Genomic DNA, 24,995 nt, shown 5'->3' with positions numbered 1-24,995 from the left:
ACCGCGAGAAGGAAACCGTCGGCCGCTTGTGCCGGCACCACACGGGTAGGGAACCGAGCTTACCTCGAACGCCGAACGCCGGCGGCGGCGTCGATGGCGGCCAGCCGGCGGCGCACCTGCTCCACCCGGTGATCGCCGACCTGCTCCAGGATGGCCAGCGACTGCTCCCAGGACTCCTTGGCCTCGTCGAGCCGGCCGTCCTCGTGCAGCACGCTGGCGAGCTCGTGCAGCGACCACGCCTCGCCGGGCCGGCCGCCGGATTCCCGGAACAGCCGGACGGCGCCGCGGAAGCAGTCGGCGGCGCGGTCGAGCTTGCCGAAGTGGCGGTGCGCCTCCCCCAGTTCCCGGTACACCTTGATGGCGCCGGCGCGGTCGTCCATCTCGACGAACAGCCGCAGCGCCCGGTCGAAGTTGGCCACGGATTCCTGGTACCGCCCGAGGACCCGGCAGTACGACCCGAGGTGGCTCAGCGCCCACGCCTCGCTCCACCGGTCGCCGACCTCCCGGCTGGTGGCCAAGGCGCGGTTGGTCAGCTCGAACGCCTCGTCGACGCGACCGGCCCAGAAGTACGCCGCCCCCAAAGCGCCGCCGACGACGTGATCCAGCGGACCGCCGGCCAGCGGTTCGTAGACGACACGGGCCCGCTCCATGCACTCCAGCACCTGCATGTGCCGGCGCAGCTCGTTGTAGCAGTAGCCGAGCCCGATCAGCAGCCGCACCTCGCCGTAGCGGTCGCCTGCGGCGACGGCGGCGCCGATCCCGGTCTGGTGGCTGGTGATCCACTCGGGCCACGGCGTGCGCAGCGCGAAGAACGCCCACATGGCGCCGGGGATGCCGGTGGCGTGGTAGGTGTCGCCGAGCTCGGCGGCCTGCGCGGTGGCGGCGACCAGGTTGGCCAGCTCGGTCTCGCACCACGCCAGCGCGGCGCTGCTGTCGACGAAGGTCGCCGGCTGCCCGCCGGGCACGGGCGGCGGCAGCTCGGAGCGCCGCCGGAACGGCGCGAGCATCTCGTCGACGGTGTTGGCGGTGTGCAGGTAGAAGTCCAGCAGCCGGCTGACGGCGCCGATCCGCTCGGCCCGGCTGTCGTGCTCGGCGGCGCACTCGGCGGAGTAGACGCGCAGCAGGTCGTGGAATCGGTATCGGTCGCGGCCGACGCCCTCCAGCAGGTGCCCGCTGGCGACGACGTCGAGCAGCCGCCGCGCCCGCACCACCGGCACGTTGGCCAGCGCGGCCGCCGCGGCGACGCTGATCTCGGTGCCGGCGTGCAGCCCCAGCATCCGGAACATGCGGGCCGGCTCCGGCTTCAACGCGTGGTACGACCAGGAGAAGACCGCCCGCACGGCGGTGCTCTCGTCGTCGACGGCGAGCACGTCCAGCCGGGCCCGCTCGTCGGCGAGCTCCTGGCACAGGTCGTCGAGGTCCAGGTGCGGACGGTCGTTGAGCTGTGCGGCGGCGATCCGCAGCGCCAGCGGCAGGTGCCCGCACAGCCGCGCCAGCTCGGCGGCGGCCTCCGGCTGCGCCTCGATCTGCGCCTTCCCCACGCCGGCCGCCAGCATCTGCACGGATTCGCGCTCGTCGAGCACGTCCAGCGTGACGCGGTGCGCCCCGTCGCGGGCCACCAGGCCGCCGAGCCGGCTGCGGCTGGTCACGATCACCGAGCAGCTGGGGCTGCCCGGCAGCAGCGGCCGCACCTGGTCGGTGCTGGCGGCGTTGTCCAGCAGCACGAGCATGCGCTTGCCGGCGATCAAACTCCGGTACAGCCCGGCCTGCTCGTCGGTCTCGGCCGGGATCGCCGAGGCCTCCACGCCGAGCCCGCGCAGCAGCTGCCCGAGCGCGGCGGCGGGCTGCAGCGGCGGCTGCTGCGGGTCGAAGCCGCGCAGGTTGACGTAGAGCTGCCCGTCGGGGAACTGCTCGGCGACGCGATGCGCGACGTGCACGGCCAGCGCCGTCTTGCCGATGCCGCCGCTGCCGTCGATCGCGGAGATCACGGCGACGGTCCGGTCACCGCCGACCAGAACTTCCTCCAGCTGCGCCAGTTCCCGGACGCGACCGGTGAAGCCGGGAACGTCGTGCGGCAGCTGGGCCGGCTTGGGGATGGAGGCGACGCCGCTGCTGATCGGTGCGGCGGTCGGGGCCGGCGCGGCCGGCTTGTCGGCGATCAGGTCGCGGTGCAGGTCCCGCAGCTCGGGACCCGGTTCGATGCCCAGCTCGTCGACCAGCACGCGTCTGGCGTCCTCGAAGACCTCCAGCGCGTCGGCCTTGCGGCCGGCGCCGTAGAGGGCGGTCATCAGCAGCGCCCGCGGCCGTTCCCGCAGCGGCTGCTGGCGCACGACCGGCGACAGCTCGGCCACGGCGTCGTCATTGCGGCCCAGCGCGATCAGGGCATCGGCCAGCGATTCGACGGTGGCCAGCCGCAGCTCGTCCACCCGGGCCCGCTCGCCGGCGACGAACGGGCAGGAGATGCCGTCGAACGGGAGCCCCCGCCACAGCCGCAGCGCCGACTGCAGCTGGACGACCGCCCCGTGAAGATCGCCTGAACTTCGCGCGATTCTTGCCCGTTCGCGCAGCTGGTCGGCCCGATCACAGTCCAGGGCGCCAGGTTCGAGCCGGAGCATGTAGCCGGAATTCGCGCCCGCGGAGACCAGTAGCGCGCTCGGCGCGCGGCTGGGCCGATCGGGTTCCAGGGCCCGGCGCAGGGCCGAGAGGTAGGTGGAGACACTGCCGCCCGCGGTGGTCGGCGGGTCGTCGCCCCACAGGGCATCGACCAGCTCCGTGCGTCCGACGGCGCGATTCGCCCGCAGCGCGAGCAGCGCCAGCAGGGCGCGCTGCATCGGGGGACCCAGTGCTATCTCGCGATCCCCGAGAAGCGCCCGCACCGGTCCCAGCACCTCGACCCGCAGCGGAACCCCGTTCGCCGCGTGCACCTTTCCACCACCTGCCCCAGCAGAGCCGCGCCGGGAGCATACAGCGCGAAAGAGAATGCGAACCGTTGTCAGTTCTATTACGGACGGTGGGCGTCGATGACGCTCGGCGAACCTGGACAACCGCCCGGCGCGCCGAAGTGGCAATCGATCACTCTTCCGGAGCAGACTGTCGCACCCGCAGTGTGACGTAGATTACGGAGGCGCCCGTGCGCGTCGAGTTCTCCTGGGAGCCGGAAGCGGCCGATCGGCGCGACGCCCTGCGCGCCGTCGCGCCCGCCGTCCGGTGGGCTCCCGCGTTCGCGGTCTGCCTGGTGATCCTGGCGGCCGTCCTGCTGCTCGCCGACAACACCTCGGCGGCGCTGTTGAGCCTGGTGGCGGCCGCCGCGGTGGCCATCGGGGTGCCGTGGCAGGCCAGCCTGCTCTACCGGGACACGCTGTCCGCGAACCAGCGCGTGCGGGCCACCGCCGACGAGCACGCGCTGCGCATGCACGGCACCGGGCTGCCCGACGAGCTGGTGTGGTCGTCGCTGCAGAGCTGGCACGAGACCGAGCACGGCATCGTGCTGCGGCTCGGCGCCCGCGCCCACGGACCGGTGTACGCCGTGCCGCACCGGGCTTTCGCGCTCCCGTCCGATGAGCACATGTTCCGCGAACTGTTGATCCGGCGGGTGGGTCCGACCGGTTGATCCGGACCGCGTCTGTAATGTCGGTAGGCGTGTCCTGTCCGAGTGCGACGCTGGTCGTCTGGACGTCTGCCTGGCTGCATGGCGCGGCCGCGGCCGACGACGTCCTGGACGCCCTCCAGATCTGGGCCGAGCTGCACGAGGTGGTCGCCGACGACGACGGCACCGCGACGGCGCTCGACCTTCCCGGCCCCGACGAGATGCCGGCCGCGCCCGCGATGCTGCTCGCGGCGCTGCGGCGCACCCAGGCCGGCGACGGCCGGCTGGTGCTGCCGGTGCCCGGCGACACCCGGGGGCTGGGCGGCAACGGGCCGCTGAGCGCGACCGCCGTGCGGGCCGGGCAGGCCGTGGTGCTGCCGGACGCCGGTCTGGGCATCGTGCCGCGGCTGGTCGCCGATCAGGTGATCCGCTGGACGGTGTTCGACCTGCCGGAGATCACGCCACCCGAGCACATCCCGCTCGGCGAGGCCGAGCACGCGCTGGCCGGCGCCATGCGCGAGGCCGCGAGCACGCTCGTGGACCTGGACGTCGCGCGGCATCGCCCGAACGTGCGCAAGGAGATCGAGGCGGTGATCGCCTCCCAGCCGCTGCCGGCGTGGCCGAACGGCATGCCGCCGCGGTCGCTGCGGGTGTTGCAGCGGGCCGCGGAGGTCGCCGCGATCCTTGAGGTCGCTTCGGGTGACGCCCCGGGCGGGGCCATGTCGGCGTCGGCGACTCGGGCGCGGGAAGAGGCGCTGCGGCCGCTCATCGACGCCGTCCGCCGGGCTCGGTGCGCCGCGGTGGACGAGGCCGTGCGGGTGTTGGGGGAACACGCCAACAAGAGCCGGTAAGGCTGGATCGGCTGCTGTGCAAGGGGACCGGCCGGTGGCCGGTCCCCCTCGGCACTACTTCTTCACACCGACGGCGACGTAGTCGTACATGCCGTAACCGTCGGACACGAACAGGTTCGTCACCTTGGACGACCGGTACAGCAACGACTTCGCGACCAGGCCGGGCAGGATGTAGGCGTCGTCCATGACCTTCTGGTCGACCTGGCCCCAGATCTGCTGCCGGGCGGTGTTGTCCTCGGTGACGGCGGCCTTGTCCACCAGGGCGTCGACCTCGGGGTCCTTCACGCCGAGGTTGCTGTTGCCGCCGGAGGCGCGGATGACGCGGCTGTCGACGATCTGGCTGAAGTAGCCGAAGCCCTCCGGCCAGTCCGCCTGCCAGCCGTAGACCATCAGGCCGAGCTGGTTGTTCCTGGCGTAGTCGGGCTTGCCGGCGTACAGCTTGCCGTAGTCGCCCTGCGGGAACGGCTTGATCGTCAGCTTGATGCCGACCTTGGCCAGCGACTGCTGCAGCGCCTCGGCGGTGGCCTTCTCCCGCGGCCGCTCGGCGCGGTAGGAGATGTTGGTGCTGAAGCCGTCCGCCTGCCCGCAGGCCTGCAGCTCCTGCTTGGCCTTGGCCTCGTCGCCGGTGTTGCCGGCGGACGGGTAGGGGTCGAACTTCTTGGCGCCCGGGATGACCGGCGGCTCCAGGTTGGTGGCGATGTCGCCGCCGATCGTGCCGCCGTACGCGGCCTGGTAGGACGCCTTGTCGGCGGCGTACTCCACGGCGCGCCGGCAGTGGATGTTGTCCAGCGGGGCGACGTCGCCGTTGATCGCGGTGTACCAGAGCCGGGCGCTGGACGGGTTGTCGGCGTTGGCCTTGAGCCGCTGGTCGGCCAGGACCTTGCCCTGGGCGGCGGCCTGCACGCCCACGCCGGTGACGTCGAACTCCAGGTCGCCGGCCAGCAGCCGCTGGTCGATGTCGTCGGCGTTGGTGTTCAGCGAGACGTCGAACTCGTCGGGCAGCGCCTTGCGGATCGGGTCCGTCTTCTGGTCCCACTGGTCGTTGCGGACCAGCTTGAAGTTCTTGCCCAGGTTGTTCTCGGCGAACTTGTACGGCCCGGTGGACAGCACGTGCTTCTTGTAGTCGCTGCCGGTGTCCTTGGCCGCCTCGACCGGCATGGTCGACGGCAGCATGGCGAAGTAGTCGAACGCGGCGAACGGCTGCTTCAGATGGAAGACGATCGTGGTGTCGTCCGGGGTCTCGATGGCCTGCAGGCCCAGCTTGTCCGGCGACGGGTCCTTGTACGGCGAGGTGTAGCCCCTGAGGTCGAGGTAGTCGTTGAAGTACGTCGGCCCGTCGGGGAAGACGGTCTTGTCCAGCGACCGCTCCACCGCGTACTTGACGTCCTTGGACGTGACCGTGACCCCGTCCTCGAACTTCACGCCGGTGCGGATGTGGTAGGTCCAGGTCTTGTCGCCGTCGCTGGCCTTGCCCAGGTCGGTGGCCAGGTCCGGCACCAGCTTCGTGCCGCCGGAGCCGGGCGCGGGGGCGAAGGTGAGCAGGCTGCGCCCGAACAGCCGGGCGAAGTCCCACTCGTAGCTGTAGTAGGAGTCGGCCGGATCCAACGAGTCCCAGTCGCCCGAGTTGGCCATTCGGATGACGCCGCCCTTGGCGTCGGACTGCTCGAACACCTTGCCGACGGCGGCGTTGAACTGCGCGCCACCGCCGTTCGAGCCGTTCGATCCGGAACCACCGCAGGCGCTCAGGCCCGTGGCGAGGGCGGCGGCGGCGGCGACCGCCACCATGGTCCGCTTTCTCTGCATGATCTGGTCCACTCCTCGTCTGCCGCAGGGTTGGACGAGTTCACCAGAATCCCGGACCGGTGGTCGAGGGCCACTCGGCAATTTGGCGTCATGTGGCGCGGAGCGGCGGGCGTAGGGTGGCGGCGTGAAACCGTGGGTGTTCGTGCTGCTCGGTGTGGTGTTGGCGCTGCTCGGGGTGCTGTGGACGGCGCAGGGCCTCGGCTACGTGACCGGCAGTTTCATGACGGGATCGCGGCTGTGGGCCACGATCGGCCCGATCGTGGCGCTCCTCGGGCTGTGGTCACTGGTCACGGGCGTCCGGCGCGCCCGGTCCCGCTGAGCCGGCTCCTCAACGGGACGGACACGCTGCCCGTTCGGCCGCCCTGTCTACCGAGGTCGGCGGGCCGGCGGCTCACAGCAGGCGACGGCGCAGAAGTCGCCGTTGACGGTGCATCCCAGCGTCGACAACGTCGAAAGCTTGCGCTGGTCGACGCCGTCGATGTGCTCCCGCACCAGCTCCACGACCATCTCCGCGAACCGAGGGTCCGGCCCCGGGGTCGCGGCCCGGGCGAAGCCCATGCCGTACGACTCGGCGCGCTCCCGGGCCTCGGTGTCGAGGTCCCACACGACTTCGAGGTGGTCGCTGACGAAACCGACCGGGCACACCACGAGGTTGGCGACGCCCTTGGCGTGCAGGGCATCGATGTGGTCGACGATGTCGGGGTCCAGCCACGGCACCTGCGGCGGCCCGGAGCGGGACTGCCACACGACGTCGTACTCGGTGACGCCCAACTCCGACGCCACCAGCCGCGCGGCCTCGGCGACCTGCTTCGAGTACAGGTGGCCGCCCAGTTCCGACGGTCCGGCGGTGGCGTCGAAGGAGTTGGGGATGGAGTGGGCCGTGAAGACCAGCCGGTAGTCGTCGAACCCGGCGGCGGCGTCACGCACGGCGTCGGCGAAGGGCAGCACGAAGCCGGGGTGGTCGAAGAACTGCCGGAGCTTCACCAGCTCGGGGGCGTCGGCCACGGCGGCGCGGGCCCGCAGGATGTCCTCGTCGTACTGGCGGCAGGCGGAGTAGCCGCCGTAGGCGCTGGTCGGGAACACCAGCGCACGGCGAACACCGTCGGCGACCATCTCGCCGACGGTGTCCTCGATCATCGGATGCCAGTTGCGGTTGCCGAAGTAGACCGGCAGGTCCACGCCGGCCGCCGCGAGCGCCGCGCGGATCGCCTCGATCAGGTCCCGGTTGAGCCGGTTGATCGGGGAGACGCCGCCGAAGTGCAGGTAGTGCTGGGCGACCTCGTCCAGCCGCTCGGGCGGCACTCCCCGGCCCCTGGTCACGTTCTCCAGGAACGGCCGGACGTCGGCCTCGCCCTCGGGCCCGCCGAACGACAGCAGCAGCAACGCGTCGACACTCACGGCGTCCATCTAACCGCCGTCACTCCGGAATGGCCGACCCGGCCCTCCGCTTGCCGCCCCCGCCCCGCCGCATGATCGGCACCAGGATGGCGAGGCCGGCCATCAGTGCGGCGATGATGAAAACGCCGATGCTGCTGTTGTTGTTGGACGTGATCTGGGCCGCGGTGGTCACGGGTGTGATCGGCGGCGCGGTCGGCGACGGCAGGGCGCTGTAGTTCACCAGCCCGGTCTGCTCCAGCACGGTGATGTGGTCCAGCACCGTGGTCATGCACTGGTTGGCGAAGTCGCGGATCAGCGAGTTCCGGGTGCCGGCCCGCACCTGCGAGAGCAGCTGGTAGACGGAGCCGTGCTGGTCGCGCAGCGGCCCGACGAACGCGCGGTCGAAGTCGATGCCGGGCTGCGCGTTCTGCATGTTGGTCAGGAAGCCCTGCTGCTCGGGCAGCGGCTTCGTCGGGATGGTCACCCCCAGCTGCTGGGCGATCTGCACGTTCATCTTGTTGAGCATGGTGTGGCCCATGATCAGGTGCTGCCCGGCCGTGCGGACGGCCGGGTTGTTGGTCCTGGTCTGCGCCATCTCGCCGCTGGGCAGCTCCCACGCGCCGGCGAGCGCGACCTTGACCAGCATCAGCCGGTCGGCCGGCCCCACCGGCCCCCACTGGCTCTGCGTGACCTGGGTGCCGACGTCCAGCGGGTTGTTCGGGTCCACCTGCCCGGGCGGCGTCGCGGCCTGCGACGTGCCGATCGAGCAGCCGGAGAGCGGCAGCAGAGTACCGATCCCGAGCACGACGAGGACGGCGGCCTTGCGCACCGCGCGAGAGATCACCGGTCCGACCACCTTTCCTGGATGCGGATTGCTATCCGGCATTACGGGGTGGACCGGTGACCCGATCACTCGCGCCAGTCGCCGTTACCTTATCGTGATCTGAATCGCTTCAGCGAGCACGTCGAGGCCGTCGTTCAGCACATCCGTCGGGATCACGAGCGGCGGCAGCAGCCGCAGCACGTTGCCGTGGGTGCCGGCCGTCAGCACGACAACTCCCCTTGCGTGGCAAGCCTTCGCGATCCGCCCGGTCAGCTCCGGGTCCGGCTCCAGGGTGCCCGGCTTCACCAGCTCCACGGCCAGCATCGCGCCGCGGCCCCGGACGTCCCCGATCGCCGGGACGCCCGCCGCCAGCTCCATAAGCCGCGGCACCGTGGCATCCTCGATCGCCTTCGCCGCCGCGGCCAGGTTCTGCTCGCGCATGATCCGGATGGACGCCAGACCGGCGGCACAAGCGACGGGATTGCCGCCGTATGTGCCACCAAGGCCGCCCCCGTGCACCGCGTCCATCACCTCGGCGCGACCCGTGACCCCGGCCAGCGGCAGCCCGCCGGCGATGCCCTTCGCCGTCGTGACGAGATCCGGCACCACGCCCTCGTGGTCGCAGGCGAACCAGGCGCCGGTGCGGCAGAAGCCGCTCTGGATCTCGTCGGCGATCAGCAGCACACCCTTGTCCCGGCACCACTTCTCGATCGCCGGCAGGAAGCCCGGCGCCGGCACCACGAAGCCGCCCTCGCCCTGGATCGGCTCGATCAGCACGCACGCCACGTTGTCCGCGCCGACCTGCTTGTCCAGCTGGTCCAACGCCCGCGCCGCGGCCTGCTCGCCGGTCAGGCCGGCCGGGTCGCGGAACGGGTAGGACATCGGCAGCCGGTACACCTCCGGCGCGAACGGCCCGAACCGGTGCTTGTACGGCATGTTCTTGGCCGTCAACGCCATCGTGAGGTTGGTGCGGCCGTGGTAGGCGTGGTCGAACACCGCCACCGCCTGCCGCCCGGTGGCGTGCCGGGCGATCTTGACGGCGTTCTCCACCGCCTCCGCGCCCGAGTTGAACAGCGCCGACCGCTTCTCGTGCGAGCCGGGGGTCAGCTCGGCCAGCTGCTCGCACACCTCCACGTACGCGTCGTACGGCGTCACCATGAAGCAGGTGTGGGTGAACTTGGCGACCTGCTCCTGCACGGCCGCCACCACCTCCGGCGCGGCGTTGCCGACGCTGGTCACGGCGATGCCGGATCCCAGGTCCACCAAGGTGTTGCCGTCGACGTCGTGCAGCAGGCCGGCGCCGGCGGACTCGACGAACACCGGCAGCGTGCTGCTGACGCCGCCGGCCACCGCCCGCTGCCGGCGCAGCTGGGCGGCCTGCGACTTCGGGCCCGGGATCTCGGTGACGAGGTGACGGGCAAGGGTGGGCGTAACCACGGATGGTCCTTCCTTCAGCTGGGTACGGCCGCCGCGCGGATCCGGACGCGGTGCCGGACGAAGCTCACGACCAGCACCACTGCCCCGACGAGCAGGCTGAGCAGCAGTTGCGAGCGGGCGTCGGCGTCGAAGGCCATGCCGCCGAGCAGCACGATCATCGCCACGATCGACACCCAGGTGAGATACGGGTAGCCCCACATGCGCAGGGTCAACCGCTCCGGGTCGTCCCGCTCCAGCTGGCGGCGCATCCGCAGCTGGGACACGGCGATCACCAGCCAGACGAACACGGCGATCGCGCCGGAGGAGTTGGTGAGGAACAGGAACACGGTGTCCGGCGAGACGTAGTTGAAGATCACCGTGACGAAACCGACCACAGTGGACACCAGCACCGCCGCGGTCGGCACGCCGGTCCGGCCGATCCGGCCCAGGAAGGCCGGCGCGTCGCGGCGGTCGGACAGCGAGAACATCATCCGGGACGCCGTGTAGAGGCCGGAGTTCAGGCAGGACAACACCGACGTCAGCACGATCACGTCCATCACGACCCCGGCCGCCGGCAGCCCGATCCGGTCCAGCACCGCGACGTACGGGCTCTTGGCCACGCCGGCGTCGTCCCACGGCAGCAGCGTCACCACGACGGCGATCGAGCCGAGGTAGAACACGATGATCCGCCAGACGACCGAGCGCACCGCCGACCGGACCGCGTGCCCGGGGTCGGCCGACTCGCCGGCGGCGACGGTGGCGATCTCCGCGCCGAAGAAGGAGAACACCACCACCAGCATCGCGGCGAACACCGGCGAGGCCCCGTTGGGCAGGAATCCGCCGTGCCCGGTCAGGTTAGACAGGCCCGGCGAGGGGAAACCGGGGATCAGGCCGAGGATCGCGACGATGCCGACGAGCAGGAACACCGCGATCGCGGCGACCTTGATGGAGGCGAACCAGAACTCGAACTCGCCGTACGAGCGGACCGAGAACAGGTTGGTCACGGTCAGCAGAGCCATCAGGATCAGCGCGCACGTCCACTGAGGCACCTCGGGGAGCCAGCGGTGCACGATGGTCGCACCGGCGGTCGCCTCAACGCCGAGCACGACGACCCAGAAGAACCAGTACAGCCAGCCGATGGTGAAGCCGGCCCACGGCCCGATAGCGCGGTCGGCGTAGGCGGAGAAGGAGCCCGTCTCCGGGTTGGCGGCGGACATCTCGCCCAGCATCCGCATCACCAGCACCACCAGCAGGCCGCACACCGCGTAGGCGATCAGCGCGCCCGGTCCGGCCTGTTTGATGGCGGCGCCGCTGCCGACGAACAGGCCCGCGCCGATCACGCCGGCGATGGCGATCATGCTCAGGTGGCGTCGCTGCAGGGTTGACGCCAACTTGGTCGGGCCTGGAGGTGTTGACGCTGTCATGGGCGGCTCCGGTTCCTCGGCAGGGTTGTCGGTCCACGGTGGTCGGCGCGACCGCCGCGGCCAAGTAGCCTGTTTGGACAAGTCAGCCTGAATTGTTCGCCGAACTGTCGAGGACCGCCGGGTGACGCCCACTCTCGCCGCGCTCGTGGACCGGCCCGACCTGGGCCTGGTGGTCCGCGCCGGCGCCGAGCACCTGGACCGGCCGGTGCAGTGGGTCCACACCAGCGAGCTGGCCGACCCGACCGCGTTCCTTGAAGGCGGCGAACTGCTGCTGACCACGGGGTTGTGGGTGCGGTCCGGGGCGGCCGACTACGTGCGGCGGCTGCACGCGGCCGGGGTCGCCGGCCTCGGCTTCGGCACCGGGCTGACCCATGCCGCCGTGCCGAAGGCCGTGGTGGCGCAGGCGGACGCGGTCGGGTTGCCGGTGATCGAGGTGCCGCGGCAGGTGCCGTTCATCGCGATCAGCAAGGCGGTGGCGAAGGCCGTCGCGGCCGAGGAGTACGCCGCCGTCACCCGCGCCTACCAGGCCCAACGGGCTCTGACCTCGGCCGCAGTACGGGCCGACGGGGTGACCGCGGTGGTGCGGCAGCTGGCCCGGCGGCTCGACGCGTGGGCGGTGCTGCTGGATCCGCGCGGCACGGTCCGGGCCGGGGACAGCCCGGTCGTGGCGAAGCTTCGCAGCGAACTGCCCCGATTTCACGCCGGGCCGGCCAGCCTCACCTTCGAGCTGGACGGCAACGACATCACCGTGCAGACCCTCGGCGCCGGTCGGCGGATCCGCGGCTACCTGGCCGTCGGACGGGCGACGCGGCTGACCCGCGCCGATCAGCAGGTGCTGACCACCGCCGCGTCGCTGCTGACCGTCGGCTTCGAGCGTTCGCACGCCGTCGAGGCCGCTTCGCGACGGCTGCGCGGCGGGCTGCTTCGGCTGCTGCTGGCCGGGGAGACGCGGCTGGCGGCGGAGATCGCCGCCGAGCTGTGGGGCGAGCTGCCGGCCGAACCGGTGCGGATCGCGCTGGCCGCGGGCCCGTCCGGCCATCGGCAGGCGGCGGCCGACCAGGCGGAGGACACCGACGCCTTCCACGCACCATACGAGGAGTCGCTGCTGCTGGTGGTCGGCGGCGACGCCGAGCCGTCGTTCACCGGGCTGCATGTCGGCGTCTCCGATCCGATGGACTACGCCTCGCTGGGCCAGGCCCTCAAGCAGGCGCAGCGGGCCTTGGCCGCGGCCACCAGGGCCGATCTGCCGGTGGTGCGGTTCGAGGAGCTGGCCGACGACGGCGTGCTGCGGCTGGTCGATCCGGAAGTCGCCGGCGTGTTCGCGGACCGCTTGCTCGGCCCGCTCGTTGAACACGATGCGACCGGGCGGGGCGAGCTGATCGCCTCGCTGCGGGCGTGGCTGGCGCACAACGGCCAGTGGGATCCGGCCGCGGCGGCGCTCGGCGTGCACCGGCACACGCTGCGGCACCGGATCGCGAAGGTCGGGCAGCTGCTCGGCCGGGACCTGGACTCCGCGGACACGCGCGCCGAGCTGTGGTTGGCCCTGCGCTTGAAGGACTGAGATGGACGAGAAAGCCGCACAGTTGCTGGCGACGGGCGTGCTGGCGCGGGTGCCGGAGCTGGCCGACCAGCTGGTGCAGGTCATCGCCGAGCAGAACCCCGGCTACCGCCTCCTCGGCGTGGTGTCCGACGACGACCTGCGCAAGTCCTGTCACGACAACATGTCCAGCGTGCTGCGGCTGATCGGCCGGGACGCCGGCGCCGAGGAGTACTTCGCCGCCGCGCGGTGCACCGGCCGGCGCCGGGCCGAGCAACGCATGCCGCTGGACGACGTGCTGCGCTCGTTCCGCCTCGGCGGCCGGCTGCTGTGGCAGGCCCTGGTCGATCAGGCCCGCGCCGACGGCAGCGTCGACGCCGAGGGCCTGCTGGAGATCGCCAGCTGGCTGTGGGAGGTCATCGACTCCACGTCCGCGCACGTCGCCGCCGCCTATCACGCCGCCGAGCAGCAGCTGGTGCGGATCGACGAGCAGCGGCGCGCCACCCTGTGGGAGGGCCTGCTTCGCGGGCGTGGCAAGGACTTGGCCTTCGCGCACGAGGCGGCCCGCATCATCGGCGTCCCGGTCGACGGCCCCTACGCGGCCGTCGTCGCCGACGTCGAGGACGTCGGCGCCCCGGCGGTGCTGACGCGCCTGCTGTGCGAGCACGGCGTCGACTCCGCGTGGCAGCTCCGCGCGCACATGCTCGTCGGGCTGCTCTCCTTGGATTCACCCGAATTGGGCATTGTGCTGAAGGTGCTGCGGGACGCCCTGAACGCGCCCGCCGGCGTGTCCCTGGTCGTGCCCGGCCTCGCCGACGCGGACGTGGCCTACCGGCAGGCGACGTTGGCGCGGCGTTCCATCCAACCCGGCCGCGTCGAGGTGGCCGCCCTGGCCGACCGGCTGCCGGAGGCCCTGGTGCTCAGCTCGCCGGAACTGGCCGAGGAGCTGATCCGGCTGCGGCTCGGGCCGTTGCTCAAGATCCCCGTCGGCGAGCGGCGGATCCTGTTGGACACCTTGGAGACCTGGGTCGCCACCGCCGGCTCGGTCAGCCGGACCGCGGAGCTCGTGCACTGCCACCGGAACACGGTGATCAACCGGCTGAGCCGCATCGAGGCCATCACCGGCAACGACCTCAGCGACGTGCCGCACCTGGAGCTGTCGTTGGCGCTGCGGGCGTCCCGCCTGCTGCCGCCGGGCCCGCTGGCCTGATCCGCAGCCGCGGACCCTCGACCCTCACCGCACCGCATCCACGTGGTCTCCGGCGGCAAGCCACCGGACCTGCGCCTGCGGCTGAAACCGCCGGATCCGTTGCCTTGACCAACCGTTGTGCAGCGTGCACAACCCGCCTAGGCCAGAAGTAGGCACGTCGGTCATGGCGACCCCATGTGATCGGTGACACACTCCGCGCCATGGCCGAAGACCTCCGTCGCCGTAGGTTCCTCGCGTATCTCCTCGCCGCACCGACACTCGCGGTCGCCGTGCAGTGGATCGATCCGCAGCGGGCCGACGCCGCCGTTCCCACCCTGCCGCAGCCCGAGGAGATCTTCGACCTCGGCGACCTGCAGAACCTCGCCGCCGCCCCGACCGCCAATCTCGTTGCCGTGCAGATGAACCGGGACGGCACCGCCTCCTTCGCGGTGCCCCGCGCGGAGGTCGGCCAGGGCATCACGACCGCCGTCGCGATGATGGTCGCCGAGGAGATGGACCTGCCGCTGGACAAGGTCGTCGTCACTCTCGCGGACGCCCGGCCGGAGCTGCTGATGAACCAGCTCACCGGCGGCTCCAACTCGGTGCGCAGCATCTACACGCCGGTGCGCACGGCGGCGGCCATCGCCCGGCAGCGGCTCGTCCAGACCGCCGCAGCGCAATGGGGCACAACGGCTTCCTCGTTGACCACTCGTGACGGCGTGATCAGCGATTCCACCGGCCGGACCGCCACCTACGCGTCGCTGGCCGTCGCGGCGGCGAGTTCGAAGATCGAGGCGGCGACCGTGCAGCTGAAGTCCACTTCGGACTTCAAGGTGCTCGGCACGCCGCGGAACCGGGTCGACGCCCGCGACATCGTCATGGGGCGCAAGACGTTCGGCATGGACATCCAGGTGCCGAACGCCAAGCCGACCATGGTCCGCCGGCCGCCGACGATCAACGGCACGGTCCGCTCGGTCAACAACCAGGCCGCCGTGCTGGCCATGCCCGGCGTCACCGACGTCGCCGTCGTCTCGCACGGCGTCGCGGTGCGGGCGGACACGTTCGGCCAGTGCATCGACGGCCTGCGGGCGCTGGACGTCACGTGGGGACCGGGCACCGTGGACGGCGAGTCGGACGCATCCGTGCTGGCCAAGCTCAAGGCCGCGCAGCTGCCGATGCTGGTGCCGGGTCTGCTCACGGAGGTCCTCGACGCCGAGTTCACCTTCGCGTTCGCCAGCAACAGCCCGCTGGAGCCGGACAACGCGATTGCCGACGTGCGCAAGGACTCCGCCGAGATCTGGTCCAGCCTGAAGGTGCCGATCGTCGCCCAGGAGGACATCGCCGCTCAACTGGGGCTGCCGGTAGACGCGGTGAAGGTGCACGTGGCGCAGGGCGGCGGCTCCTTCGGCCGGCACCTGTTCCACGACGTCGCCGCCGAGGCGGCGGAGATCTCACAGAAGATGGGCAAGCCGGTCAAGCTGATGTGGTCGCGCACCGACGACTTCCGCCAGGGCCGCACGCACCCGATGTGCACGTCGCGGGTTCGCGTGACCTACGCGCTGGGCAACGTGGTCAGCTACGAGCAGCGGCACACCAGCGTGCAGACCGAGTTCAGCCACGGCCTGGGCGAGATGCTCACCTCCTACGCGGCCAAGCTGCCCATCGCCGGCAACCTCAGCTTCGCCGAGTCGATCTTCCTGCTGACCCAGTCCTCGCCGTACAACTTCGGCGTCACCACCCAGCTGCTCAACGAGATCCCGCTGAAGTTCAACACCGGCAGCATGCGCAACATCTACTCGCCCAACGTGGTCACCGCGCAGGAGCTGGTGGTGGACCGGCTGGCCGCGAAGATGGGCAAGGACCCGGTGTCGTTCCGTCGCTCCTTCCTGCGTGACGCCAAGCTGAAGGCGGTGTTCGAGAAGGCCGTTTCGGTTGGACAGTGGGGCCGCGCCCTGCCGGCCGGTGTCGCGCAGGGCATCGCCGTGCACTCCGAGTACCAGGGCGCGGTGTGCTGCCTGGTGGAGATCGACTGCCGGCCCGAGACCGTGAACCGGCCCGTCACCGACGGCGTCACCGGGCCGCGCGTGACCAAGGCGCTGATCGTCGTCGACCCCGGCTTCGCCATCAACCCGCGCGGGCTGGAGGCGCAGATGATCGGCGGCATGAACGACGGCATCGCCCTCGCGCTGACGTCCAGCCTGCACATCAAGGACGGCATCCCGCTGGAAGGCAGCTGGGACAACTACTTCTACACCCGGCAGTGGAACACGCCGCTGGACATGAAGGTCGTGATCGCCCCCAGCGGCGGCGACCCCAGCGGCGCCGGCGAGCTCGCGGTCGCGCCGGCGATGGCCGCCGTCGCCTGCGCCTACGCGCGGGCCACCGGCACGATGCCCACGTACTTCCCCATCAACCACGGCACGCTCGGCTTCGAGCCCTACCCGACCGAGCCGTCCACGCCGCAGTCCCCCACCAACGGCCTCGACTCCTGAGGAGACCGCCGCATGTCCAGTCACACCTTCGTGCTCAACGGCGAGCGGGTCACCGTGGAGGTCGCCGACGACGTCCGGCTGCTGTGGGTGCTGCGCGACCTGCTCGGCGTCACCGGGCCCAAGTACGGCTGCGGGCTCAACGTCTGCAAGGCCTGCACCTCGCACATCAACGGCAAGGCGTTCAACCCGTGCTCGGTGCCGGTGTCCGCGATCGACGCCGACGACGAGATCACCACCATCGAGGGGCTGCCCGGCACCGTCGGCAAGGACCTGCACCCCATGCAGGAGGCCTGGCTGGAGCAGGACGTCGCGCAGTGCGGCTACTGCCAGCCCGGGCAGATCATGAGCGCCGTGGCGCTGGTGCACAAGGTGCGGGCCGAGGGCCGGGCCATCACCGACGCCGACCTCGACCAGATCCGCAACATCTGCCGCTGCGGCACGTACTCCCGGATCCGCACCGCGATCAAGTCGGGCGCGGCCAACATGTGACTCCCTGATTGCCACATGCGCTTCCCGTTCGCGTTCAGGCGGCAAACGGGAAGCGCATGTGGCGTCACTGCGGGCGGCGATAGGCGCCGTACCACCAGATCCTCGCCAGCTCGCGGGCGAACACCTCGTCCTCGTCGGGATCCCCGGCCAGGACGTGGTCGAAGATGGCTCGCTCGCCGCCGATGACGATCACCCGGGTGGCACTGGTGACGTCGACGCTCGCCGGGGTGCGCCCCGCCTCCTGCTCGCGCCGGAGGGTCTCGATCGCCCGATCCGTGAACCGGCCGAGCACCTGGTTCCAGAACTCCCGCACGGTCGCGTCGTACGCCGCGACTTCGGCGACCGCCTGCAGCACGGCCGTGTGCTCCCGGTAGGCCGCCACCACCTGCAGGAACGTGGCCGCCAGACCGTCCGGCCCCTCCTCCGGCTCCCAGCTCGACGCGACGCCGAACGACGTGTCCACGAACGTGTCGACCAGCCGCATCAGCAGGGCCGTCTTGTCCTTGAAGTGGGCGTAGAAGGTCGAGCGGGCCACGCCCGCCTCGGCCGAGATGTGCTGGATGCCCAGCTCCGTGAAGGTCGCGCCGTCGGTCAGCAGCCGCCGCGTCGCGGCCAGTATCTCCGCGTCCGCCGACGCCTTGCGCGCGGGACTCGGGGTGCGGCGGGTGATCGAAGGCATGGGCAGAACCTAGTGCACGCCCGACCGGCAGCGCACTACACAGTGTCCGGACACTGTGTAGTGTTGCGTCCAGTCGACGTGACACCAAAGGAGTAATGCCGTGAAATACCGCCTGCTCGGCCGCACCGGAGTCTGGGTATCCGAGCTCTCGCTGGGCACGATGACCTTCGGCGGCAAGGACCACCCGGTGTTCCAGAACATCGGCGCGCTCGGCCAGGACGACGTCGACCGGGTCGTCGGCACCGCGCTCGACGCCGGCATCAACTTCGTCGACACCGCCGACATGTACGCGGACGGCGAGTCCGAGGAACTGCTCGGCCGGGCCATCCGCAACCGCCGCCGGGACGTCGTGCTCGCCACCAAGCTGCTCGCGCCGGTCGGGCCCGGCCCCAACGACCAGGGCCTGTCCCGGCTGCACGTCATGCGGGCGCTCGAGGACAGCCTGCGCCGGCTGGGCACCGAGTACGTGGACCTGTACCAGATCCACGGCTACGACCACCTTACGCCGTTCGAGGAGACGCTGGCCGCGCTCGACGACGCCGTGCGGCAGGGCAAGGTCCGCTACATCGGCTGCTCCAACCTCGCCGCCTGGCAGGTCAGCAAGGCCCTGGGCATCTCCGCCCTGCACAACCAGGCGAAGTTCGTGGCCAACCAGATCCACTACTCGCTGGTGGCCCGGGACGCCGAGCGTGACCTGGTGCCGATGGCGCTGGACGAGGGCCTGAGCCTGACGGTGTGGAGCCCGCTCGCCGGCGGCCTGCTGACCGGCAAGTTCGACCGCGGCGGGGCGACCACCGACCCGGACTCCCGCCGGGCCCGGGTCGGCGGCGGCGGGCTCGTGCACTACGACGAGGAGAACAGCTTCAAGGTCGTGGACGTGGTGCGGGCCGTCGCCGACCGGCGCGCCGCGAGCCCCTCCCAGGTCGCGATCGCGTGGCTGCTGGCGCAGCCCGCCGTCACCAGCGTGATCATCGGCGCCCGCCGGCTGGACCAACTGAACGACAACATCGCCGCCGCCGACCTGACGCTGACCGAGCAGGACCTCGCCGAGCTCGACGAGGTCAGCCGCCTGCCCGTGGCCTATCCGAACGGGCTTCAGGGCGTGTTCGCCCCCACCCGGATCCCGGCCGCCAACAAGGCCTGACGACCTCCCACCCCATAGGTCACCGTGACATAGCCTCCTCCCTAGGTTACGGTGACCTATGTGTGGGTGGAGATCGTCATGCTCGCCAACCTCGCCCGTCAGCCCGCTCACGGCTACGAGCTGAGGCAACGCGTCGAACAGAACCTGGGGACGACGCTGTCGAACAACTCCCTGTACCCGACGCTGCGCCGGTTCACCGAGGCGGGCGCCGTCACCAGGACGCCGCAGGCCCAGCGGGGGCGGCCGACGAGGCACGTGTACGAGATCACCGACGTCGGCGTCGAGATGCTGCACGACATGCTCGCCGAGCTGCCCGACGACCTGGCCGCCGACCAGGCGGAGTTCATGTCGCGGCTGGCCCACTTCGACCGGCTGACCATCGCCGAGCGTCTCGCCGTGCTGGACGCCCGAACGCGAGCGCTGCTCGCCCGCGCCGCGCGCACCGACGAGCTCGTCACGACGGTGGAACCCGACAGCTGGGCCCGCATCGTGCTGGACGAGGTGCTGAGCCGCTCACACGCCGAACTGCGCTGGCTCGAGACCCTGCGCGTCCGTGCCGCGGAACCACCACTGGAGGACTGACATGACCGTCACCGAGTCCCGGCCGCAGCTGCCGTTCAAGCGGGCCAACGCGATCGACATCGCGCCGCTGTACGGCGTGCTGCACCGGGAGACCGCCCCCGTCGAGGTGCTCACCCCGGCCGGCGACCCGGCCTGGCTGATCACTCGCTTCGAGCAGGCCCGGCAGATCTTCGCCGACCCGCGCTTCGGCCGCTCGCACCCCGCCCCGGAGCAGGCGTCCAAGATCTCCGACGCGGCCATCCTCAACGGCCCGTCCGGCGAGTACGAGCAGGAGCAGGCCAACCACTCGCGGCTGCGCCGGCTGCTGGTGCCCGCCTTCTCCGCCGGCCGCATGCGCAAGCTGAGCGACCACGTGCAGGAGCTGGTGGACGCCCGCGTCGACGAGATGATCGCCGTGCACGACGCCGACCCCGACAAGCCCGTCGACCTGCACGCGCTGCTCTCGTTCGCGCTGCCGGTGCTGGTGATCTGCGAGCTGCTCGGCGTGCCCTACGAGGACCGGGAGTACTTCCACGAGCTGTCCGTCCGCATCGGCCGAATGGACATCGGCGCCGAGGCCCAGGCCGCGTCCGACGAGCTGCGGGAGTACATGCGGCGGCTGGCCGCGGACAAGCGCGCCGAGCCGCAGGCCGACGTGGTGACCGACCTGGTCAAGGCCCAGGCCGAGGACCCCACGTTCAGCGAGGAGGACATGGCCCGGCTGGCGGCCGGCCTGCTGTTCGCCGGGCACGAGACCACCATGACCCGCATCGACATGGGCGTCGTGTTCCTGCTCGCCGACCTGTCCCGCCGGGACCGGTTCGCCGCCGACCCCGAGGGGCAGGCCCAGGCCACCGTCGAGGAGGTGCTGCGGATGACCGCGTCCGGCGACCTCGGGCTGCTGCGCTACGCCCGCGAGGACGTCGATGTCGAGGGCGTCACCATCAAGCGGGGCGACTGTGTGCTGCTGTCGGCCAACGCGGCCAACCGGGACCCGTCCGTGTTCGCCGACCCCAACGAGTTCGACCCCACCCGCACCCCCAACATCCACCTGGCCTTCGGCCACGGCGCGCACTTCTGCATCGGCGCCAGCCTGGCTCGCACCGAGCTGCGCATCGCCCTGTCCACCCTGTTCCGCCGCCTGCCCGGCCTGCGTCTGGCGGTGGACCCCGCCGACCTCGAGATCCGCCCCGGCTCCATCGCCGGCGGCCTGGTCTCGCTGCCCGTCACCTGGTGACCCCCGCGAGTCCCGCTCAGCGTCACACCGAATGCGTGAAATCGATTCACGCATTCGGTGTGGCTGTGGGCGGGACTCGCGGGGTGAGCATTCTGGGGCGGTGGGAACAGCTGGAAGCCGGGTGAGGCGGCCGGCCGCCAGCAGCACCTTGCCTAACCTATCGAAACTCGATAGATTCCCATCGCAAGTCGATGGGAGGACGGGTCATGGGAAAGCTGGCGGTGCACGCGCTGCGCGCCGTGCTCGCGGTGGTGCTCGCGGGCACTGTGTTCGTGCAGGTCATGATGGTGGTGGCGTTCTTCACCAAGCCGGACGACGGGTCGCTCCCGCTGACCGCGCTGCGCCTTATCACGATCGTGGGCCTGGTGACGGTCGAGGTCTGCGTGGTCTGCGTGTGGCGGCTGGTGACGATGGTGCGGCGCGGAACCGTGTTCTCCCACGCCGCCTTCCGGTACGTGGACATCGTGATCGGCGCGATCGTGACGGCCGCCCTCGTGTGGTTCGCGGTCACCGCCGTCAACGCGCCGGGGCAGCGGGACGACCCGGGCGTCACCCTCATCATGGGCGGGATCGGCCTGGGCATCCTGGGAGTCGCGCTCATCGTGTACGTGCTGCGGATGCTGCTCGCCCAGGCCGTGGCCCGCGACGTCGAAGCGTCGCAGCTGCGGGCCGAGCTGGACGAGGTGATCTGATGCCGATCGCCGTCGACATCGACGTGATGCTGGCCAAGCGGAAGATGTCCGTGGGCGAGCTCGCCGACCGCGTCGGGATCACCCCCGCCAACCTGGCGGTGCTCAAGAACGGCCGCGCCAAGGCGGTGCGCTTCGCGACCCTCGCCGCGCTGTGCGAGGCGCTCCAGTGCCAGCCGGGCGACCTGCTGCGCTGGGAGGCCGAGGACTAGAACGCGCCGGGGCTGGAGCTAACGTGCAGGGCGAGCTGGGTCCGGTCCCGCAGCCCCAGCTTGCGCAGGGTGCTGGAGACGTGGTTCTTCACGGTGCCCTCGGTGATGAACAGCTCGGCGGCGATCTCCCGGTTGGACGCGCCGGCGCCGACCAGCCGGGCGACCTCGGCCTCACGGCTGGACAACACCGGTTGGGCCGGTGTTTCCCCGCGCAGCTGCGCCACGACCCGGCCGGCGACCTGGTCGCTGAGCACGGTTCCGCCACCGGCCGCCCGGTGGATGGCGGCGACCAGGTCCTCGGGCGACGCGTCCTTGAGCAGGAAGCCGCGGGCCCCGGCCTTCAACGCGCCGAACAGGTACTCGTCCTCGTCGAACGTCGTCAGCACGATGCTGGCGACAAAGGGGAAGTCCCGGGTCAGCAGGGTGATCAGCTCGATGCCGTCCATGCCGGGCATCCGGGCGTCCACCAGCGCCACGTCGGGCCGGCACGACGGCACGACGGCCAGCGCGTCGGGACCGCTGCCGACGTCGGCGACGATCTCGATGCCGTCCTCGATCTCCAGCAGCTTGCGCAGCCCGCTGCGCATCAGGATCTGGTCGTCGACCAGCAGCACCCGCACGCTCATCGGCGCCGCACCGGCAGGTCGGCCAGCAGCTCGAAGCCGCCGGTGGGAGCGTTGCCGGCGACGAGCACGCCACCCGCGGCCTCGGCCCGCTGCCCGAGGGACGACAGCCCGAAACCCCTGGTCAGGTCGCGCGCGCCGTGCCCGTCGTCGCCGATCCGCAGGCGTACCCGCTCGTCGCTGAACGTCAACACGGCCTCGGCCCGCTGGGCCCCGGCATGCCGCAACACATTGGTCAGCCCCTCCTGAAGCACCCGGTACAGCACCACCTCAGTGTCGCCCAGCAGCGGCTGCTCGGGGCCATCGACCTGGAACTGGACCTCGATGCCGGTGCCGTCGAAGGTCCGCGCCAGCTCGGCGAGCGCCTGGCTGCCGGTCCGCCCCTCCAACGCCAGCGGCCGCATCGCCCGCACCCAGCGCCGGGTGTCGGCCAGCGCCTCCCGGGTCAGCTCCTTGGCCTGGGTGACCTCGGCCCAGGCCTGGTCGGGCCGCTTGTCCCGGAAGCGTTCGGCGTTGGTGAGCCCGACCTGGATGACGGTCAGGTAGTGCCCGACGGAGTCGTGCATCTCCCGGGCCATCCGCGCCCGCTCCTCGGCCACGGACAGCTCCCGCACCTGGTCGGCGTAGGCGCGCAGCTCCTGGTGCGCCTCGGCCAGCTCGCCGAGCAGCCGCTGCGTCTCGGTCCGCCGCCGCCGTGCCTCGGTGACGGCCGAGGCCAGCCCGGTGACGAACACCGTCAGCACGACCACGACCAGGCTCTGGATGCACGCCGCGAGCACCGTGTAGCCGGGATAGGTCAGGGTGTCGACGAACGTGAAGGCGACGAAGCAGCCCGCCATCACCACGGTCCACCGCACGCCGAACACGAAGGTGCAGTTGGCCAGGGCCAGCAGCAGCCAGATGTCGGTGGAGTTGTACGCGGACAGCAGGCTCAGCGTGAGCATGCCGACGATGAACGGGATCAGCGCGAGCCGGCGCGGCAGCGGCGCGACCGGGTCCCACGGCATCGCCAGCCACGCCAGCGACAGCACGCCCAGGCAGGCCAGCGGCCACAGGCCGTACGGCTGGGGCTGCTGGGCGAAGTTGGTGATCTCGGCGCCGGAGACGACCACGACCGCCGCCCAGAACATGGCCCCGTACAGGGCCGGACGACCAGCGGCCCGGTCGGGGGGCCACCCTACCCGACCGGGCCGTCGAGACTCCTGCGCTGGCGAGAACGTCGACTGTTCGGAGCCCACGCGAAGTACGGTAGCCAGCGCGGGCCCGAGAAGCATCGCCCCGGCGGCATGGTGCCGTCCCATGACCAAAGTCATGGGTGACCGGGACCTGCGGCCCTACATGCCGACGGCGTGCACCCCGCCGTCCACCCACACCATGGAACCGGTGGTGGCCGGCAGCCAGTCGGACAGCAGCGCGCACACGGACTTGGCGACCGGCTCGGCGTTGGTCGGGTCCCAGCCCAGCGGCGCCCGCTCCTCCCACGCCTTGTCCAGGTCGACGAAGCCGGGGATGGACTTGGCGGCCATGGTGCGGACCGGCCCGGCGGCGACCACGTTCACCCGGATCTTGCGCGCACCCAGGTCACGGGCCAGGTAGCGGGTGACCGACTCCAGCGCCGCCTTGGACACGCCCATCCAGTTGTACGCCGGCCAGGCCACCCGGGCGTCGAAGTCGAGGCCGACCACCGAGCTGCCCTCGGTCATCACCGGCAGCAGGGCCTTGACCAGGGACTTCAGCGAGTACGCCGAGACCTGCACGGCGGTGGCGACGTCCTCCCACGGCGCCTCCAGGAAGTCGGCGCCGAGCGTGGACGGCGGGCCGTAGGCGATCGAGTGCAGCACGCCGTCGACGCCGTCGAGGTGCTCGCGCACCTTCTCCGGCAGCGCCGCCAGGTGCTCGGCGTTGGTCACGTCCAGCTCGATCACCGGCGCCTCCTGGGGCAGCCGCTTGGCGATCCGCTCCACCAGGCTGAGCCGGCCGAACCCGGTCAGCACCACCTTGGCGCCCTGCTCCTGCGCCACCCGGGCCACGTGGAAGGCGATCGAGGCGTCGGTGATCACCCCGGTGATCACCAGGCGCTTGCCGTCGAGCAGTCCGGTCACGTGCTTTCCTCTCCAGTTACGGGTTTGTCAGTGGCCCATGCCGAGGCCGCCGTCGACGGGCAGCACCGCGCCGTTGACGTAGGCGGCCGCGTCGGAGGCCAGGAAGGTGACGGCAGCGGCGACCTCGGTCGCCGCGCCGAAGCGACCGGCCGGGATCTGCGCGAACGCCTTGTCCTTGACGTCCTGCGACAGCACCGCGGTCATGTCGGTCTCGATGAAGCCGGGCGTGATCACGTTGGCGGTGATGTTGCGCGAGCCCAGCTCGCGGGCGATGGAGCGGGCCGCGCCGATCAGGCCGGCCTTGCTCGCCGCGTAGTTGACCTGGCCGGGGCCGCCGTTCAGGGCGACCACCGAGGAGATGTAGATGATCCGGCCCCAGCGGGCGCGCAGCATGCTGCGGGTGGCGCGCTTGGTCACCCGGAACGCGCCGGTCAGGTTGGCGTCCAGCACCCGGGTGAACTGCTCCTCGGACATCCGCATCAGCAGCGTGTCGTCGGTGATGCCGGCGTTGGAGACCAGCACCTCGACCGGCCCCTGGTGGGCCTCGACCTCGGTGAACGCCTGGTCGACCTGGTCGGTGTCGGTGACGTCGCACTTCACCCCGAACAGTCCTTCGGGCACCGCCGAGCCACGGTGCGTGACGGCGACCTTGTCGCCCTGCGCGGCGAACGCCTGGGCGATGGCCAGGCCGATGCCGCGGTTGCCGCCGGTGACCAGTACGGACCGTGCCACTGATGCTCCTCGTCTCGCGGGTGTCGCGT

Annotated in this window: 23 protein-coding genes; 12 read left to right on the top strand and 11 right to left on the bottom strand. The window is 71.3% G+C overall.

Going from position 1 to position 24,995, the window contains the following annotated elements; genetic code table 11:
* Window positions 1-59: 59 nt before the first annotated feature.
* The gene (locus tag BJ998_RS32780) at window positions 60-2,924 is read right to left on the bottom strand and encodes an AfsR/SARP family transcriptional regulator (protein WP_184867186.1); all 2,865 of its coding nucleotides are present in this window, start codon (window positions 2,922-2,924) and stop codon (window positions 60-62) included.
* A 206-nt stretch (window positions 2,925-3,130) separates the two neighbouring features.
* Between BJ998_RS32780 and BJ998_RS32775 the strand changes: the two genes are divergently transcribed.
* Together BJ998_RS32775 and BJ998_RS32770 are read left to right on the top strand one after the other, a co-directional pair.
* Complete coding sequence (locus tag BJ998_RS32775) at window positions 3,131-3,610, top strand: YcxB family protein (protein ID WP_184867185.1); 480 nt, start codon at window positions 3,131-3,133, stop codon at window positions 3,608-3,610.
* 29 nt (window positions 3,611-3,639) lie between these two features.
* Window positions 3,640-4,437 (top strand): Rv1486c family protein, encoded by a 798-nt coding sequence (locus tag BJ998_RS32770; RefSeq protein WP_184867184.1) that lies wholly within the window; start codon window positions 3,640-3,642, stop codon window positions 4,435-4,437.
* A 54-nt stretch (window positions 4,438-4,491) separates the two neighbouring features.
* Here BJ998_RS32770 and BJ998_RS32765 read toward each other — a convergent pair whose 3' ends face one another.
* Window positions 4,492-6,240 carry an ABC transporter substrate-binding protein gene (locus tag BJ998_RS32765; protein ID WP_184867183.1) on the bottom strand — a complete coding sequence of 583 codons (1,749 nt, stop codon included), beginning with the start codon at window positions 6,238-6,240 and terminating at the stop codon, window positions 4,492-4,494.
* Window positions 6,241-6,364: 124 nt separating this feature from the next.
* On the opposite strand from BJ998_RS32765, the gene BJ998_RS32760 reads away from it, so the two are divergent.
* A complete protein-coding gene (locus tag BJ998_RS32760; RefSeq protein WP_184867182.1) occupies window positions 6,365-6,559 on the top strand; it encodes a hypothetical protein in 195 nt (64 codons plus the stop codon).
* 47 nt (window positions 6,560-6,606) lie between these two features.
* On the opposite strand, the gene BJ998_RS32755 is transcribed toward BJ998_RS32760, so the two are convergent.
* The 4 genes from BJ998_RS32755 to BJ998_RS32740 form a co-directional block, all read right to left on the bottom strand.
* Window positions 6,607-7,638, bottom strand: a complete 1,032-nt coding sequence (locus BJ998_RS32755; RefSeq protein ID WP_184869091.1) for a ferrochelatase — start codon at window positions 7,636-7,638, stop codon at window positions 6,607-6,609.
* 19 nt (window positions 7,639-7,657) lie between these two features.
* Window positions 7,658-8,461, bottom strand: a complete 804-nt coding sequence (locus tag BJ998_RS32750; RefSeq protein WP_184867181.1) for a DUF4142 domain-containing protein — start codon at window positions 8,459-8,461, stop codon at window positions 7,658-7,660.
* Between the two features lie 84 nt (window positions 8,462-8,545).
* A complete protein-coding gene (gabT, locus tag BJ998_RS32745) occupies window positions 8,546-9,877 on the bottom strand; it encodes a 4-aminobutyrate--2-oxoglutarate transaminase (RefSeq protein WP_184867180.1) in 1,332 nt (443 codons plus the stop codon).
* Between the two features lie 14 nt (window positions 9,878-9,891).
* The gene (locus BJ998_RS32740; protein WP_184867179.1) at window positions 9,892-11,280 is read right to left on the bottom strand and encodes an amino acid permease; all 1,389 of its coding nucleotides are present in this window, start codon (window positions 11,278-11,280) and stop codon (window positions 9,892-9,894) included.
* A gap of 121 nt (window positions 11,281-11,401) precedes the next feature.
* On the opposite strand from BJ998_RS32740, the gene BJ998_RS49295 reads away from it, so the two are divergent.
* The 4 genes from BJ998_RS49295 to BJ998_RS32720 all read left to right on the top strand — a co-directional run bounded on the left by BJ998_RS49295 (window position 11,402) and on the right by BJ998_RS32720 (window position 16,987).
* Window positions 11,402-12,841: a PucR family transcriptional regulator gene (locus tag BJ998_RS49295; protein WP_184867178.1), complete on the top strand. Its 1,440-nt coding sequence runs from the start codon at window positions 11,402-11,404 to the stop codon at window positions 12,839-12,841.
* A 1-nt stretch (window position 12,842) separates the two neighbouring features.
* Window positions 12,843-14,027: a PucR family transcriptional regulator gene (locus BJ998_RS32730; RefSeq protein ID WP_184867177.1), complete on the top strand. Its 1,185-nt coding sequence runs from the start codon at window positions 12,843-12,845 to the stop codon at window positions 14,025-14,027.
* Window positions 14,028-14,227: 200 nt separating this feature from the next.
* Entirely contained in the window at window positions 14,228-16,498 is a 2,271-nt protein-coding gene (locus tag BJ998_RS32725; RefSeq protein WP_184867176.1) for a molybdopterin cofactor-binding domain-containing protein, read from the top strand.
* A 12-nt stretch (window positions 16,499-16,510) separates the two neighbouring features.
* Window positions 16,511-16,987 carry a (2Fe-2S)-binding protein gene (locus BJ998_RS32720; RefSeq protein ID WP_184867175.1) on the top strand — a complete coding sequence of 159 codons (477 nt, stop codon included), beginning with the start codon at window positions 16,511-16,513 and terminating at the stop codon, window positions 16,985-16,987.
* Between the two features lie 64 nt (window positions 16,988-17,051).
* Here BJ998_RS32720 and BJ998_RS32715 read toward each other — a convergent pair whose 3' ends face one another.
* Window positions 17,052-17,666, bottom strand: a complete 615-nt coding sequence (locus BJ998_RS32715; RefSeq protein ID WP_184867174.1) for a TetR/AcrR family transcriptional regulator — start codon at window positions 17,664-17,666, stop codon at window positions 17,052-17,054.
* Between the two features lie 100 nt (window positions 17,667-17,766).
* Here BJ998_RS32715 and BJ998_RS32710 point away from each other — a divergent pair, with 100 nt between their 5' ends.
* From BJ998_RS32710 to BJ998_RS32690, 5 genes are all read left to right on the top strand, one after another.
* On the top strand, window positions 17,767-18,810 hold the full coding sequence (locus tag BJ998_RS32710; RefSeq protein WP_184867173.1) for an aldo/keto reductase: 1,044 nt from the start codon (window positions 17,767-17,769) through the stop codon (window positions 18,808-18,810).
* A gap of 60 nt (window positions 18,811-18,870) precedes the next feature.
* Window positions 18,871-19,392 (top strand): PadR family transcriptional regulator, encoded by a 522-nt coding sequence (locus BJ998_RS32705; protein ID WP_184867172.1) that lies wholly within the window; start codon window positions 18,871-18,873, stop codon window positions 19,390-19,392.
* 1 nt (window position 19,393) lies between these two features.
* Window positions 19,394-20,608 carry a cytochrome P450 gene (locus BJ998_RS32700; protein WP_184867171.1) on the top strand — a complete coding sequence of 405 codons (1,215 nt, stop codon included), beginning with the start codon at window positions 19,394-19,396 and terminating at the stop codon, window positions 20,606-20,608.
* A 206-nt stretch (window positions 20,609-20,814) separates the two neighbouring features.
* On the top strand, window positions 20,815-21,300 hold the full coding sequence (locus BJ998_RS32695; RefSeq protein WP_184867170.1) for a DUF2975 domain-containing protein: 486 nt from the start codon (window positions 20,815-20,817) through the stop codon (window positions 21,298-21,300).
* Complete coding sequence (locus BJ998_RS32690; protein ID WP_184867169.1) at window positions 21,300-21,509, top strand: helix-turn-helix domain-containing protein; 210 nt, start codon at window positions 21,300-21,302, stop codon at window positions 21,507-21,509. The genes BJ998_RS32695 and BJ998_RS32690 overlap by 1 nt, the downstream gene beginning before the upstream one ends.
* On the opposite strand, the gene BJ998_RS32685 is transcribed toward BJ998_RS32690, so the two are convergent.
* The 4 genes from BJ998_RS32685 to fabG form a co-directional block, all read right to left on the bottom strand.
* Entirely contained in the window at window positions 21,506-22,135 is a 630-nt protein-coding gene (locus BJ998_RS32685; RefSeq protein WP_184867168.1) for a response regulator, read from the bottom strand. The two genes, BJ998_RS32690 and BJ998_RS32685, sit on opposite strands and share 4 nt — an antisense overlap.
* The gene (locus tag BJ998_RS32680; RefSeq protein WP_184867167.1) at window positions 22,132-23,262 is read right to left on the bottom strand and encodes a sensor histidine kinase; all 1,131 of its coding nucleotides are present in this window, start codon (window positions 23,260-23,262) and stop codon (window positions 22,132-22,134) included. Before BJ998_RS32680 ends, BJ998_RS32685 begins: the two co-directional genes overlap by 4 nt.
* A 204-nt stretch (window positions 23,263-23,466) precedes the next feature.
* The gene (gene fabI, locus BJ998_RS32675; protein WP_184867166.1) at window positions 23,467-24,234 is read right to left on the bottom strand and encodes an enoyl-ACP reductase FabI; all 768 of its coding nucleotides are present in this window, start codon (window positions 24,232-24,234) and stop codon (window positions 23,467-23,469) included.
* Between the two features lie 27 nt (window positions 24,235-24,261).
* On the bottom strand, window positions 24,262-24,966 hold the full coding sequence (gene fabG, locus BJ998_RS32670; RefSeq protein ID WP_184867165.1) for a 3-oxoacyl-[acyl-carrier-protein] reductase: 705 nt from the start codon (window positions 24,964-24,966) through the stop codon (window positions 24,262-24,264).
* Between the last annotated feature and the right edge of the window lie 29 nt (window positions 24,967-24,995).

Source organism: Kutzneria kofuensis, assembly GCF_014203355.1.
GTDB classification, from domain to species: domain Bacteria; phylum Actinomycetota; class Actinomycetes; order Mycobacteriales; family Pseudonocardiaceae; genus Kutzneria; species Kutzneria kofuensis.
The sequence above is the reverse complement of the archived record's forward strand: the minus strand, read 5'-3'. Positions and strand labels throughout refer to the sequence as shown.